Annotated in this window: 15 protein-coding genes and 1 riboswitch; of the genes, 9 read left to right on the top strand and 6 right to left on the bottom strand. The window is 35.5% G+C overall.

Translation table 11 applies throughout. The features are described 5' to 3' along the window. Position 1: 1 nt before the first annotated feature. Positions 2 to 1423: a spore germination protein gene (locus V2145_RS05070; protein ID WP_311857178.1), complete on the bottom strand. Its 1422-nt coding sequence runs from the start codon at positions 1421 to 1423 to the stop codon at positions 2 to 4. Positions 1424 to 1556: 133 nt separating this feature from the next. Here V2145_RS05070 and V2145_RS05075 point away from each other — a divergent pair, with 133 nt between their 5' ends. Continuing rightward, the gene (locus tag V2145_RS05075) at positions 1557 to 1958 is read left to right on the top strand and encodes a secondary thiamine-phosphate synthase enzyme YjbQ (RefSeq protein WP_210610234.1); all 402 of its coding nucleotides are present in this window, start codon (positions 1557 to 1559) and stop codon (positions 1956 to 1958) included. 122 nt (positions 1959 to 2080) lie between these two features. Continuing rightward, a complete protein-coding gene (locus V2145_RS05080; RefSeq protein WP_256993370.1) occupies positions 2081 to 2206 on the top strand; it encodes a hypothetical protein in 126 nt (41 codons plus the stop codon). A gap of 30 nt (positions 2207 to 2236) precedes the next feature. Here the strand turns inward: V2145_RS05080 and V2145_RS05085 are convergent, their stop codons facing one another. Beyond that, positions 2237 to 2902, bottom strand: coding sequence for a C40 family peptidase (locus V2145_RS05085; protein WP_131888081.1), 666 nt, complete (start codon positions 2900 to 2902; stop codon positions 2237 to 2239). Positions 2903 to 3220: 318 nt separating this feature from the next. On the opposite strand from V2145_RS05085, the gene pfkA reads away from it, so the two are divergent. From pfkA to V2145_RS05100, 3 genes are all read left to right on the top strand, one after another. Further along, positions 3221 to 4180, top strand: a complete 960-nt coding sequence (gene pfkA / locus V2145_RS05090) for a 6-phosphofructokinase (protein ID WP_025911412.1) — start codon at positions 3221 to 3223, stop codon at positions 4178 to 4180. A gap of 326 nt (positions 4181 to 4506) precedes the next feature. After that, complete coding sequence (locus V2145_RS05095) at positions 4507 to 4905, top strand: universal stress protein (protein ID WP_094912035.1); 399 nt, start codon at positions 4507 to 4509, stop codon at positions 4903 to 4905. Between the two features lie 12 nt (positions 4906 to 4917). Continuing rightward, positions 4918 to 5649 carry an NAD-dependent protein deacylase gene (locus V2145_RS05100; protein WP_311857189.1) on the top strand — a complete coding sequence of 244 codons (732 nt, stop codon included), beginning with the start codon at positions 4918 to 4920 and terminating at the stop codon, positions 5647 to 5649. A 29-nt stretch (positions 5650 to 5678) separates the two neighbouring features. Here V2145_RS05100 and V2145_RS05105 read toward each other — a convergent pair whose 3' ends face one another. Further along, positions 5679 to 5921 carry a hypothetical protein gene (locus tag V2145_RS05105; protein ID WP_131888079.1) on the bottom strand — a complete coding sequence of 81 codons (243 nt, stop codon included), beginning with the start codon at positions 5919 to 5921 and terminating at the stop codon, positions 5679 to 5681. Between the two features lie 247 nt (positions 5922 to 6168). After that, positions 6169 to 6269: riboswitch (SAM riboswitch) on the top strand. A gap of 80 nt (positions 6270 to 6349) precedes the next feature. Between V2145_RS05105 and V2145_RS05110 the strand changes: the two genes are divergently transcribed. The 3 genes from V2145_RS05110 to safA all read left to right on the top strand — a co-directional run bounded on the left by V2145_RS05110 (position 6350) and on the right by safA (position 10242). Next, positions 6350 to 7477, top strand: a complete 1128-nt coding sequence (locus V2145_RS05110) for a 5-methyltetrahydropteroyltriglutamate--homocysteine S-methyltransferase (protein WP_094912037.1) — start codon at positions 6350 to 6352, stop codon at positions 7475 to 7477. 665 nt (positions 7478 to 8142) lie between these two features. After that, positions 8143 to 9504: a hemolysin family protein gene (locus tag V2145_RS05115; protein ID WP_311857194.1), complete on the top strand. Its 1362-nt coding sequence runs from the start codon at positions 8143 to 8145 to the stop codon at positions 9502 to 9504. 111 nt (positions 9505 to 9615) lie between these two features. Continuing rightward, positions 9616 to 10242, top strand: a complete 627-nt coding sequence (gene safA, locus V2145_RS05120; protein ID WP_165932583.1) for a SafA/ExsA family spore coat assembly protein — start codon at positions 9616 to 9618, stop codon at positions 10240 to 10242. A gap of 44 nt (positions 10243 to 10286) precedes the next feature. On the opposite strand, the gene V2145_RS05125 is transcribed toward safA, so the two are convergent. The 3 genes from V2145_RS05125 to V2145_RS05135 all read right to left on the bottom strand — a co-directional run bounded on the left by V2145_RS05125 (position 10287) and on the right by V2145_RS05135 (position 12991). Continuing rightward, positions 10287 to 11393, bottom strand: coding sequence for a mechanosensitive ion channel family protein (locus tag V2145_RS05125; RefSeq protein WP_094912040.1), 1107 nt, complete (start codon positions 11391 to 11393; stop codon positions 10287 to 10289). Between the two features lie 164 nt (positions 11394 to 11557). Beyond that, complete coding sequence (locus V2145_RS05130) at positions 11558 to 12277, bottom strand: DUF421 domain-containing protein (protein WP_094912041.1); 720 nt, start codon at positions 12275 to 12277, stop codon at positions 11558 to 11560. 93 nt (positions 12278 to 12370) lie between these two features. Then, positions 12371 to 12991, bottom strand: a complete 621-nt coding sequence (locus V2145_RS05135) for a LysE family translocator (RefSeq protein WP_094912042.1) — start codon at positions 12989 to 12991, stop codon at positions 12371 to 12373. 212 nt (positions 12992 to 13203) lie between these two features. Here V2145_RS05135 and V2145_RS05140 point away from each other — a divergent pair, with 212 nt between their 5' ends. After that, positions 13204 to 14055: a VOC family protein gene (locus V2145_RS05140; protein ID WP_330987376.1), complete on the top strand. Its 852-nt coding sequence runs from the start codon at positions 13204 to 13206 to the stop codon at positions 14053 to 14055. Positions 14056 to 14089: the final 34 nt, after the last annotated feature.

Consider the following 14089-nt stretch of genomic DNA (forward strand, 5'->3'; position numbering starts at 1 on the left):
CTTATCTCTTCGTTACATTTGCTTTTTTAAAGGGTAAGCGTACGTAGGAATCTTTCCATGATTTACTGTTTTTAGCGTAAAAAGGTTTAAAATATTCCATTCCAAAACTTTCAAGCTTTGTTAAATGTGTAACTAATATAAGTAAAAAAAGAGTGACTCCGTATAATCCCAAGAATGCTGCAATAATCATTGAACCAAATCTTAAAATTCGAAAAGATAAACCAATCCCATATTGAGGAACGGTGAAAGAAGCAATTGCCGTAACGGATACGATAATAATCATGACGGAACTTACAATATGAGCTTCTACAGCTGCTTGTCCAATAACAACTCCTCCTACTAATCCAACGGTTTGTCCGACAGGTGTTGGAAGGCGAAGTCCGGCTTCCCTTAGTAATTCGATGGTCACTTCCATTACCATCGCTTCAATAAAAGGTGAAAACGGCACGTCTTCTCGCGTTGCTGCAATTGTAATGGCAAGCTCAGTTGGAAGCAGTCCTTGATGAAACGATACAAGGCTAATATAGATAGCTGAGAAAAAGAGCGTAATGAAAATTGAAATATAGCGAAGAAGGCGTAAGAGAGAACCTGCCAACCATCTTTCATAATAGTCATCTGGTGATTTCATAATCATGTCAATTGTTGTTGGTACTAACAGAGCAAAAGGTGAACCATCTACAAAAATTGCAACTCTTCCTTCATTAATAGCTGCTAAAACGCGATCGGGTCTCTCCGTATTTTGGACTTGCGGAAAAGGGGAGTACGGAGCTTCTTCGAGAAATTCTTCAATCATTCCAGAATCTTGAACATTATTAAGGTTAATGTGTTGAAGCTTTTCACGAACTTGATTCACTATATGAGGTTGACATTGCTTTTTATGAAAAACCATTGATGTTCGATGGAGCTGCTCTTCTCCTATAAAAACATCCTCCACGATTAAGTTTGCATCACTGGCTCTTTGCCTTAAAATCCCGATATTTTCTTCTAAATTCTCAATTAATGCAACCTTTGGACCGCGCACTACTTTTTCAGTTGTTGGTTCACTCCATGTACGCTGTTTAGCCATTGTCATGTTTAATGAGTAGGCTGTTGTACGATTATGAATAAATAATAAAGGTTCTCCTTTGAAAAAAGAAGTGAGAGCTTGCTTGTATGTGTAAATCTCAGTACTTTCAATTGTTGAGATAAAAGAATCCCAACGATCTAGTGTATTGACTGGAGAGGAGGTTTTAGACTGAACCATCTTTTCTGTTAGTTGATTCAGCTTTTCGCTATCTACAAGTCCTTGTAGATAAAGGATATAAAAGAAATCAGTAGATGAAATCCATAGCTTTTTTGAAGCTATGTCACTGCTGTCACCTGCTAGTTCTAGAAATGTCTTAACCACATACTCTGTATCTCGTTGAAAAGTTGAATTGAGCAAGTCTTCACCGCCTTTATGTCATTAACCGTATATTGAATTCAGTAGTAAAAAACAGTACGATAAAAAAGAATATATACTAGTCTTTGCGAGTTCAGTAGATGTTATGCTAACTAACAAAAAAGGAAGTGAAAACATGTTACATTCATTTAAGATTCAAACGAGTAGTCGTGATGAAATGGTTGATGTGACAAGTGAAGTAAACGCGGAAATCAAGAGAAAAAAAGTGAAAAGCGGAGTAGTCACGGTGTATTGCCCCCATACAACTGCTGGTATCACAATTAATGAAAATGCAGATCCAGATGTAAAACGTGACATGATTAGAAGGTTTGATGAGGTATATCCTTGGATTGATGAAAAAGATCAACATTTTGAAGGAAATACAGCAGCCCATTTAAAGGCAAGCACCGTCGGTTCTTCACAGCAAATTATTATTGAAAATGGAAGTCTATTATTAGGAACGTGGCAAGGGATTTATTTTTGTGAATTTGATGGCCCTAGAAATCGTACATGCTACATTAAAATTCAAGCGGATTAAAAGAAGCGCTCACTAAATCGTGAGCGCTTCTTTTAGCACGTCTTCTTTTTTTAGAATTTTTGTTATAAAACAAAAGGAAAACGATATATATGTTATATAACAGAAAAAGGGAGAGATATTTTGTGGAGCAAATTACAATTAAAAAAGAAACAGAACAAGAACAAAACGAGAAGACTAACTTTACGTGGGTAGATGAGTATCCAACAGTACTAGATATCATTAATGAATACTATAGTTTTTGTCGTTAAAAAAAGCCAACGTAAGTTGGCTTTTTTTGATTAACGAATTCTTTTTGCACCGATATAACGCTTACTCCAATAGCTATCTTTTAATGAAGCAACTGAAACACCTTTTGAAGATGAGCTATGTAAAAATTGATTGTTGCCCATATAGATGCCAGCATGTGAAGCACCTTTTTGGTATGTTTGAAAAAACACGATGTCCCCAGGTTGCAAGCTTGTTACTCGAGTACCTTTTTTATAAATCTCGGCCACAGTTCGAGGTAGAGTAATGCCAACGCTCTGCTTGAAAGTATAACCAATAAAGCCGCTACAATCGAATCCGCTAGGCGTTGTTCCACCCCAACGATATGGAACACCTATATATTGTTTTCCTTTGTTAATAACTTTTGAAGCATTAAACGTAGAAGTCTGTGAAGAAGTTTTCACTCCTAGCTTTGCGTATGTACCTTTTCCAACAACTCCATCGGCAGACAGTCCATTTTTACGCTGGAATGATTTAACTGCATTTGATGTAGCTGGGCCAAAATAAGTTGTTGTATTGCCAGTAAAATAACCTTTTTTCTTTAAAAGTTGCTGCAATTGCTGAACATCTTGATGCCTCATGCCCTGCTTTAATGTTTGATCACCTAGCGCAGCTTGACTAACTAAAGGGCTAGCAAATAAAAAGCTAGCGAGGGTAAAAACTGCTACAAGTTTCTTCATAATGGTCCTCCATCAATTTTCCGTCAATTTTCGTAAAATAATCATAACACCTTTCGACAGGTTAAAACGTTACATTTTCATTACAAAATATGAAAAAAATGAAAATTATAGCGAGTAGAAAGATGTATTTTTCTTTAAAAAAATAGAAAAAAATTGAATATTTAACTGTTAATAACTAAAACATATGAAAATGTAAGGACATTTAAAAATAATAATAGAAATCTGTTGTGAATTACTACACAAATACTTTGTAGTCATGTAGAATGTAAAAATAGAATACAGTGTCAATTGATTTGACTTTTGATGAGGTGAAAATTAATGAAAAGAATAGGTGTATTAACAAGCGGCGGTGATTCTCCAGGAATGAATCCTGCGGTTCGTGCTGTTGTGCGTAAAGCGATTCATGAAGGAATGGAAGTTTACGGTATTTATCAAGGATATCAAGGGTTAATTGAAGGAAATATTCGAAAGCTTGAAGTGGGTGATGTTGGGGATATCATTCAACGCGGTGGAACAATGTTGTATTCTGCAAGATGTCCAGAGTTCAAAACAGAAGAGGGACGCCGTAAAGGTATTGAAAACCTAAAAAAACACGGTATTGAAGGCTTAGTAGTAATCGGTGGAGATGGATCTTACATGGGAGCTGTTAAGCTAACTGAGCTAGGTTTTCCATGTGTAGGTATTCCAGGAACGATTGATAATGACATTCCAGGAACAGACTTTACTCTAGGGTTCGATACAGCTTTACATACTGTTATCGATGCGATTGATAAAATTCGCGATACGGCTACTTCACATGAACGTTCGTTTATTATTGAAGTAATGGGACGTAATGCTGGAGATATTGCTCTATGGTCTGGATTAGCTGGAGGAGCTGAAACAATCTTAATTCCTGAAGCAAAAGATGAGTTCCAAGAGATGGTAGATCGTCTAAAGAAAGGCCAAGAGCGTGGCAAAAAACATAGTATTATTGTTGTTGCTGAAGGTGTAGCTACAGGAAATGAAGTAGCAAAACAGCTTGAAGAAGCTGCTGGAATTGAAACTCGCGTTACGGTTCTAGGTCACATTCAGCGTGGTGGATCACCAACTGCACAAGATCGCGTGTTAGGAAGTCGTTTTGGTGGCCGCGCCGTTGAGTTATTAATGGAAGGTAAAGGCGGGCGTGCAATCGGTATCCGTAAAAACGAAATTGTTGATTATAATATTATGGAAATCTTAGGTGAGCCTCATCATATTGATGAGCGTATGTATCAACTATCAAAAGAATTATCAATCTAAACGATATAAAGGCGAGACTTCTTACAGAGGAGTTTCGTCTTTTTTTAATTTCAAACCAGTACCTTCGCAATGCTTACACTTTTTTGTGTAGAATATGCCAGGAATAATCATTACTTTCCCAAGCCCTTTGCAAAAGGTACATATCAGCTCAAAACCCATAATAGCCATCAGTCCTTTTAGTTAGCTTTTATTTAGTATAGCACTTCTGTTTATTAGTATAACACAAAAAGCGAGGGTATTTTTAGAAAATTTAATTTTTATATCGATTTCTTCAATGGAATAAAAATTAGTAGAGCTGTTATAATTGATAGAAAAGGAGTGAAGACATGTTCAAGCGAATTCTATTAGCTTCAGATGGTTCTGAACACGCTGCTAGAGCAGCTGAAAAAGCGGTTACTCTAGCGAACTTAACTGACCGCAGCTTTGTTCAAGTGATATATGCGGTAGAAGGAGATAGTAGGTTGAATACGCTTGGAATAGATGAAACAAGAGAAAAGCGTATCCAAACAACACAAGAAGTGTTAGCAAAATCTAATATAGAATATGAAATTACGTTTATTCATGGAGATGCTGCTAAAACTATTATTCAATTTGCTAACAACAATCACTTTGATGTTGTAGTAGTTGGAAGTCGAGGGTTAAATCCAGTAAAAGAAATGTTTTTGGGAAGCGTAAGTCATAAAATTGCTCAGCATGTAAAGATACCCGTACTTATTGTTAAGTAGGAGAGAGAGCCAATGAATATGCAACTTGAAGAGTTAAAGAAACAAATTGGAGAAGCAGAGCGAATTTGTTTCTTTACGGGGGCGGGAGTAAGTACAGAGTCAGGCATACCTGATTTTCGCTCTCAGAATGGATTGTATCGAAAGAACTTAGAATTTTCAGATGTGATTTCCACTTCTTTTTATCGAAATGATCCGGTGCTTTTCTGGGAGCTATTTAAAGAGATTTTTCGTGTAAAGCTACTTCATGAATATGAACCTAACTCAGGCCATGACTTTATAGCAGAATTAGGACAAGAAAAGACGGTGCATGTCATTACACAAAATATTGACGGGCTGCACCAAAAAGCAGGAAGTAAGAATGTATATGAAATTCACGGAACAATTAAGCGAGCACATTGTCAAAAGTGTAAAAATGAATTTGGGTTAGATTTTCTAAACAAAGCGGGATTACCGAGTTGTACGTCATGTGAAGAGGTATTAAAGCCTAATGTTGTTTTGTTTGGAGATTCAATTCACTGTTTTGAAGAAGCTGTAGAGGTAGCTTTACAGAGCGATTTATTTATTGTAATGGGTTCATCTTTGCAAGTAACGCCTATTAATCAAATTCCTTTACTAGTTAGAAAACTTGGTCAGATACCAATGATTATTATTAATAAAGAGCCAACTCACTATGACTATGTGTTTGATAGTCAAATATATCTTCCAATCGGCGAAGTTGTAACCGCTTTAAGAAATGAGAAATGAAAAAGCACGCTATGAGCAGCGTGCTTTTTTTACACTTCAAAATAGATAGCGAAGCAGAACACAGAAATGACTAGAAAAAATGCTGAATGCAGTTTGCTTTCCTTAAACGTCAAAACAGCTTCAATAAATAAAAATAAACTTAGCATTAACTGAATGTATGGTAAATAAGCAATATAGTTGGTGGAATCACTGTTTTGAAAAGCAATTATTCCGTATACCACAGCTCCGATTAAAAAGACATATTTTAATAGTTGTAATCCTTTAACTAACATCTTTGTGAGGTTCCTCCTTATTTAAAACCTAGGTCACATGATTATAACATATATCATATAGATAGAGACAAGTAAAGTGACAAGTAAAGTGACAAGGTATATTTGAGCACGTTTTATCTTTTATGAATTCGGATATGCATCAATCCTCAATATTACAAGAAAAATGTTTCATTTCTGATTTTTCAAATTCCTTGTTGACAGGTTAAGAAAATAAGTGTAATATTTTTCCTAGTTAATTAATTGAATATTCTTATCTCGAGAGGTGGAGGGACTGGCCCCGTGAAGCCTCGGCAACAGACTGTTTAAGTACTGTGCCAATTCCAGTAGCAACTTGCTTGAAGATAGGAGAAGAACCGATAATGACTATTAACCTCTTCTTATCTTTAAGATGAGGTTTTTTATTTTGAATAGAAAGAGGGAATAGAACTATGACAAAGACATTAGTGAAAGCTCCATTTAAAGCTGATCACGTAGGGAGCTTTTTAAGAACAACTCCTCTCAAAGAAGCAAGAGAAGCTTATATCAATGGTAGAATTAGCAAGACGGCTTTAAAATCTGTAGAGGACCAGGAGATTTTAAAGCTTGTCCAGAAACAACTTGAAGTGGGACTTAAATCTATCACTGACGGAGAATTTAGACGTGCTTGGTGGCACTTGGATTTCTTATCAGGCCTAGAGGGTGTAGAAGAGTTTGAAACGGAGTATATTAGTCAATTTAAAGGTGCTAAAACAAAAAATAAAGCAATTAAGGTAGTTGGTAAAGTAGATTTCAACCATCATTATATGCTAGAACATTTTACATTTTTAAAAGAAGCCGTTGAAGAATACGGTGATGGAAGTCAAGTTGCTAAGTTTGCTATTCCAAGCCCAAACATGCTATTTACTCGAATTCAAGAGGACACTTATTATAATGGAGATAGAGAACAGTTTTATCATGACACGGTAGTTGCTTATCAAAAAGCGATTCAAGCTTTTTATGATGCAGGATGCCGCTACTTACAGTTAGATGACACTTCATGGATTGATTTTGTTTCTGAAGAGCGTATCGATGCAGTTGTGGAGAAGTTGGGTATGGATGTAAAAGATATTATTGATACGAGAGTTAATTGCTTAAACGACGCTATTTCTAAAAAGCCCGATGATATGATTATTACGATGCACATCTGTCGTGGGAACTTTAGGTCTACGTACATTACTAGTGGTGGCTACGATACTATATCCGATGCAATCTTTGCTAACTTACATGTAGATGGACTTTTCCTTGAATATGATGATAATCGTTCAGGAGATTTTGGACCGTTAAAAAGCTTTACACGTGACAACCAAACAGTTGTATTAGGACTAGTAACATCTAAGTTTCCTACGCTAGAAGATACAGAAGTTATTAAACAAAGAATTAAAGAAGCGAGTGCATCTATTCCTCTAGAAAATCTGTCCCTTAGTCCTCAATGTGGCTTTGCAAGTACGGAAGAAGGAAATGAACTAACAGAAGAAGAGCAATGGAATAAAATTAGTCATGTCGTTAAAATTGCTCAAGATGTTTGGGGCACTATCTAAAAATTATCAGTTGTTTTTTAGCTTTACATAAGAATCTCATTAGATTTTTCCTTTCATTAGTAATAAAAGCAAAAAAGCCGTATCTACAAAAGATGCGGTTTTTTTATATAAAAAATATCGGGTAGTTTATTTCTTCATATATATAAATAATCAGTGATAAGTAGTTTGGGAAATTCATACTTTGATAATAAGTGAAAATTCTGTCATTACAGGAATGTAAAAGATGAATATGTGAAAGGAATGTTTTTATTGGGAATCAGGAGTAGACTAGGGTTGTTTTTGTTAGGAGTTTGTTTAAAAGCAATTGCATTCGTTAGTCTCATCATGGAATTGAATTTAGTTCCCATTCACGCAAGGAAAGCAGGTGATTACCTGACAGTATTTTTAAATGAGGTGCCTGTTTTTCTCTTTTTGATAGGCCTAATATGTGTGATTGTCAGCTTCTATATGCCTTTGAAAAGTAAAAAGTAAGAGTGTGTTTTATAAAAGGTGTAAGGTATTTATACTTGAGATTCGTGTTAGAACACTAGCTAAAAGGTTTGACGACACAGTTTTTTAGATTTAAAATAAAAAGAAATAACTATTTAGGAATAAAAAGTGTTTTAAACTTTTAATCACTTAGGAGGTGACTCCTTACTCGTACTATTACGAGCTAAGGAACTTGATTGGACATATTTAACTTGATTTTATTAGCGGTGCTGATTGCATTAACTGCTTTTTTCGTTGCTACAGAATTTGCAATTATTCGAATTCGTAGTTCTAGAATCGATCAATTAGTAGTGGAAGGGAGCAAAAATGCAAAAGCTGCGAAGCAAGTTATTACCAACCTTGATGAATATTTATCCGCTTGCCAGCTAGGAATTACAATTACAGCATTAGGCCTTGGGTGGTTAGGTGAGCCTACTGTAGCTCACATGCTTGAACCACTTTTTGAACAACTCGGCATTGAGGGAGGATTATCTACCGTCATTTCAGTTGTCATCGCATTTGCTGTCGTTACGTTTCTACATGTGGTAGTTGGAGAATTAGCTCCTAAAACGTTTGCTATTCAAAAAGCTGAAGCGGTGACTCTATTATTTGTAAAACCGCTAATATTCTTTTATAAAATCATGTATCCTTTTATCTGGGTACTTAATGGTTCAGCTCGCTTGCTAACAGGTTTATTTGGACTAAAACTAGCATCTGAGCATGAATTAGCACATAGTGAAGAAGAGCTTCGCATCTTATTATCAGAAAGCTATAAAAGCGGTGAAATTAATCAATCAGAATTTAAATATGTCAGTAAGATCTTTGACTTTGATGACCGAGTGGCAAAAGAAATTATGGTACCGCGAACAGAAGTGGTCTCGATTGATCAAGAAGATACGATTGAATATATTTTAGATATGGCAAAAGAAGAGCGATTTACTCGCTATCCTATTATTGATGGAGATAAAGATCATATTGTTGGTTTGTTAAACATGAAGGAAATCTTAACTGAGATTGTTATGAAAGATACGCAATCAATTCATTTAAAAGATTATATTCGTCCAATTATTCAAGTGGTTGAAACGATTTCTATTCATGATTTGCTGCTAAAAATGCAGCGCGAACGTATTCAAATGGCGATTTTAGTTGATGAATATGGTGGTACAGCGGGTATTGTAACAATTGAAGATATTTTAGAAGAAATCGTTGGTGAAATTCGTGACGAATTTGATACAGATGAAAAGCCCCTTATTCAAAAAGTGAAAGACTACCACTATATTGTGGATGGAAAAGTGCTAGTAAGTCAAATTAACGAGCTTCTTGACATCCGGATTGATGATACAGAGATCGATACGATTGGTGGCTGGGTATTAACAGAAAAATATGATGTGAAACAACAGGATGTTATTACGTTTGAACAGTATGAGTTTAAAGTAAAAGCAATGGAAAACCATCATATTCAATACGTGGAAGTCATCAAGCGTCGTCAGGTAACTGAAGTCGTTTCAGAACCAATGGCGATCCCTGAAGTGGAGCCGTCACAGGCCCTATCTTCATAAAAAAACGCACGGTTAACCGTGCGTTTTTTTGTATAAGCTATTCTCTTAAATTAGTATTATAGGTGATTATTACCGCTATTAATCTGTCAAAAAATTTGCTTTAATATGATTATGAAAACTTTATTAAAATTATCATCAATTACAATGTTGTCTGTCACTCTTGTTTTTGGATTAAATCATACTGCTCAAGCATCTACAGTACATACTGTTCAATCAGGAGATACTATGTGGAAAATTGCAGTGAAATACCAGGTAGGTGTTCAAGAAATTATTGATGCAAACCCGAGTATTTCGAACCACAATGTCATTTATCCTGGTCAAAAAATTAATGTACCAAGCGTAAACACTACGGCTCAATCTTTTGAAGAGCAAGTTGTAAAGCTTGTGAACGAAGAGCGTGCGAAAGTAGGGGTAAAACCGTTAAAATCTAATTGGGAAGTAGCACGAGTAGCTCGCTATAAATCTCAAGATATGATTGATAAAAACTATTTTAGTCATACTTCTCCTACATACGGAAGTCCTTTTACTATGCTGAAAAACTTTGGCATCTCTTATAAAACAGCAGGTGAAAACATTGCTGCTGGACAAGCGACACCAGAAGCCGTTGTGAAATCATGGATGAATAGTGAAGGACATCGAAAAAATATTTTATCCAGTAGCTTTACAGAAATTGGAGTAGGTTATGTTAAAGGCGGAAGCTATGGGCATTACTGGACACAAATGTTTATCTCAAAATAAAATAGAAAGGAAAAAGGTTGCTAATTTATTTAGCAACCTTTTTGTTAACCGCGAGATCTTTCCAATATGTTTGTATCTTGTTTAATAATATCTTCGGATTGTTGCATGACAAGAGCACGAGTTGGAAAAGCAAAGTCAACGCCTTCTTCTTGTAAAATGTCCATAATTTTAAAGTTTATCTTTTCTTTTACCTCTAAATAGTCAGCATAAGCTGTTGTGTTAGAGAAGAAGTATAACAGCACATCAAGGCTCGATTCATTAAAGGTTTCAAAATTAACAATAATCGTTTCCTTATGAATATCTTCATCTTCCATCAGCATTTGCTTAATACGCTCAACTGAGGTCTCCAGTTTTTCTTTAGGGGTATTATAATTCAATCCTAAATGAAATGATATTTGACGTTTCCCCATTTTAGCCCAGTTTACAATAGGCTCATTTGATAGCGTTGCATTAGGAACCGTTACAAGCGCTTGAGCGAATGTTCGTACTTTTGTGCTTCGAAATGTAATATCTTCAACTACGCCTTCAACGCTTGGTGTTTTAATCCAATCTCCAATTGTAAAAGGCTTTTCTGTGATAATCACAACTCCGCCAAAAAGGTTGCTAACCGTATCTTTAGCTGCAAGGGCAAATGCTAGCCCTCCGAGTCCTAGGCCGGCTACGAATCCATTAACATTGAAGCCCCATTCTTCACCAATAATGGAAGCAGATAAAACAACAACGATGATGCGGATGAATTTCTCAACAAATGGAATAACAATGCGGTCTACTTGTACATCAAAATTTTTTGAGAAAGTTGAGAAAAAGAGCGCTGTTGCATCCGCCAAATTGTAAAGTCCCCATCCTGCAAGAATAATAAAAGCAGAACGTATAATCTGGCTTTCACGCTCAACCGTTAAAAGTTCAAATGGTAAATAAGGGAGCGCAAGCTGAATACCAATGATTACAAAAATCCACCTCATTGGCTTTTCAAATGCTTCTAAAATACTCGTGATAAGATCAATTTTTTTATTCTTCACAAACCCGATAATAAATTTAAATAAATAAGTTGTAAACAGTTTACGAAGCACAAGGAAAATCAAAAAAATCCCAACTGCTAAACCGATATTTTTCCAACCATCAACTGATGATAGTGAGTCAATAAAGCCCATATAAACCTCCTAATACGCAAACAATCTTGTATCTACTAAAATAGCATAACTTCACAGTTAAATCTATAAAAGTCCATGCTGTACATTTATTCAGAAATATTCAATAAAACAGTTTACCATTAGGAGGTCTACAGTATAAATACTTAATAAAGCAAGCTGAATTTTTAATGATGAAGGGGAGGAGCTGAATTGTTTGGTGAATATAGTGAGACATGTAGTTTACCTTCATCAGTCAATGACGCAAAGAAAATGTCAGAGAGGCTTTCAATACCCTGTGTTTTTAACTCGCCTACTAACCATTCTTTTGTCTGGTTACAGTGAGTTAATACATCCTCATATACTTTTCCTTCAATAATTAAAGGGTAAGCCAAATCTATTTTACTGTTTGAAATATGCAGGTCTTCCCGTGTTAAAGTTTCTTTAGACGATTTCTTTTGAACAGTTAGTTTACCATTAGATTCAATAACAGCCATTTTTACAATGCTAATATCAAAGACGTTACTTTCACGGAGCATATATAAGATATTATCAATTGAGTATCGAATACGCTGAAGGTTTTTAACTAAAAATAAGCCATCCTTAATAACGACAACTGGTTCAAACGTAATCTTTTCTCCAAAAGAACGATAGCGAATCTTACAATAAGCAATAATCTTTTGAAAGATGCCGATCATCACAATTGCAACAGCTGTGTGAATATGTTCAACTTCTGGATCAGCAATGTCGGCCCCTACAACTGCTCCAAGAGACATTAAAATGAGAAAGTCAAATATGGGAAGCTCACCAATTGAGCGTCTGCCCATAAACAGAGTCATAATAAGCAAAAGTGGCAGAATAGTAATAATTCTACATAATAAAATAAGGAAATCTTTTAATAAATCCATGAAAGTACTCCTTGCTTTTTTAGGCTTTTTACTTAGTATGTATAAAAGAATAATTAATATGAATAAAAAAAAGCTTGGCATAAGCAAGCTCTTTTAGTGATCTGTAAATAACAATTTTAAACCTAAAATGCCAAATACTGTACCCTGTATATATTTTAATGATGACTGCACGCGCCCATTATTTTTTGCACGTTTTCCAAGATAAGAAGCAAAAAATGCTACAAGCGAAAAGATAACTAGCGTTTCTAAAATAAAAATTAACCCAAAAGCAAACATCTGTAGACCTACATAACCTAAGGATGGATTCACAAACTGAGGCAAAAATGTGATAAAGAATATAGCTACCTTTGGGTTAGACAAGTTGGTGAAAAAACCTTTTTTAAAGAAGCGTGTTGTACTCATTTGATGGGAAGTCAAAGATAAAGGTTCAGATTTAGAACGAAATGACTGAATAGCTAAAAATAAAAGGTAAAGCACACCAACAATTTTTAAAATATTGAATGCTAATACGGACTGCTGAAAAATAATAGACAGACCTCCAGCTGCCAAGAGCGTATGAATGAAAGTACCGGTAATGGAGCCTAGTACTGTTTTCATTCCTGCTTTAATGCCTGATGTTAAGCTTTGAGTCAGGACAAAGAGCATGTCTTGACCTGGAATTAATACAATTGTTAATGAAACAACTATGTAAGATAAAATCCAAGATAATGTCATAATCACCCCTCCTGACATTGATTAAATCATGTCTTTATGACGATTCTCAAGAGTCCGTGCTAATGAAGTAATAAAGTAGTTTATTACTAAAGTAAAGGAGTAAAACAACTTGACGAATTTTCTTTTTATAATATAATTAACTTACATAAAGTAAGTTAATTATATAAAATAAATATCCGTGGATTTTAAATAAAAAAGAAGGAGAGAAAAAAATGTCATTTCATCAAAAGCCTCATACATTTGTTAGCCAGGTTGCGCTTCGCGTAAATAATATTGTAAAATCGCTGCGTTTCTATGAAGAGGTGTTAGGCTTTCAAGTTCTAACAAGATCCAGTACGAAAGCTGTATTAACAACAGACGGAACAACACCTCTCGTTACATTAGAGCAGCTTTCTAGACCAGAGCCCAAGCAGGAACGTAAAACCGGCCTTTATCACTTTGCCTTACTATTACCATCACGTGCTGACTTAGGCGAGGTTATTCGTCATTTAGTTAAAACCGGGTATCCATTGCAAGGAGCTTCTGATCACTTAGTCAGTGAAGCGATATATTTAGCTGATCCTGATGGTAACGGAATTGAAATATATCGAGATCGATCTAATGCTAACTGGGAGTGGAGTGATAATGAAGTTAAAATGGCTACGCTTCCCCTTGATGCTCAAGCTGTGTTAGCAGAAGCAAAAAATGAAAAGTGGGCAGGGTTACCAAGTCATACAGTAATGGGGCATATTCATTTGCACGTAGCTGATTTAGAAGAAACAAAAGTATTTTATGAAAAGCTAGGGTTTGATGTCGTTAGCAAATTTCCTAACCAAGCATTATTTATGTCCACAGGGCGATATCATCACCATATTGGAGTGAATATTTGGAATGGAAGAGGAGCGGATGCACCGTCTGAAAGCAGCCCTGGCATGAAGTATTTTACAATTGAGTTTCCAGATGAAAAAAAGCGAGATATAGTGGTGAATCGTTTGAAAGAGATAGGCGCAGAGGTCAGCAAAGAAGAGCATGCTATCTTTACAAAAGATCCTTCACAAAATCAAATAAAGCTAGTTGTCCAATAAACTTAAAAAAAAAAGCGCATAGGAATGCGCTTTT

This window comes from Priestia sp. GS2 (assembly GCF_036409025.1).
Lineage (GTDB): Bacteria > Bacillota > Bacilli > Bacillales > Bacillaceae_H > Priestia > Priestia aryabhattai_A.

Coding starts and splice junctions, on each gene's coding strand:
- V2145_RS05075 (WP_210610234.1), top strand. CDS start 1,557: ATGTTACATTCATTTAAGATTCAAACGAGTAGTCGTGATGAAATGGTT.
- V2145_RS05085 (WP_131888081.1), bottom strand. CDS start 2,902: ATGAAGAAACTTGTAGCAGTTTTTACCCTCGCTAGCTTTTTATTTGCT.
- pfkA (WP_025911412.1), top strand. CDS start 3,221: ATGAAAAGAATAGGTGTATTAACAAGCGGCGGTGATTCTCCAGGAATG.
- V2145_RS05095 (WP_094912035.1), top strand. CDS start 4,507: ATGTTCAAGCGAATTCTATTAGCTTCAGATGGTTCTGAACACGCTGCT.
- V2145_RS05100 (WP_311857189.1), top strand. CDS start 4,918: ATGAATATGCAACTTGAAGAGTTAAAGAAACAAATTGGAGAAGCAGAG.
- V2145_RS05105 (WP_131888079.1), bottom strand. CDS start 5,921: ATGTTAGTTAAAGGATTACAACTATTAAAATATGTCTTTTTAATCGGA.
- V2145_RS05110 (WP_094912037.1), top strand. CDS start 6,350: ATGACAAAGACATTAGTGAAAGCTCCATTTAAAGCTGATCACGTAGGG.
- safA (WP_165932583.1), top strand. CDS start 9,616: ATGAAAACTTTATTAAAATTATCATCAATTACAATGTTGTCTGTCACT.
- V2145_RS05125 (WP_094912040.1), bottom strand. CDS start 11,393: ATGGGCTTTATTGACTCACTATCATCAGTTGATGGTTGGAAAAATATC.
- V2145_RS05130 (WP_094912041.1), bottom strand. CDS start 12,277: ATGGATTTATTAAAAGATTTCCTTATTTTATTATGTAGAATTATTACT.
- V2145_RS05135 (WP_094912042.1), bottom strand. CDS start 12,991: ATGACATTATCTTGGATTTTATCTTACATAGTTGTTTCATTAACAATT.
- V2145_RS05140 (WP_330987376.1), top strand. CDS start 13,204: ATGTCATTTCATCAAAAGCCTCATACATTTGTTAGCCAGGTTGCGCTT.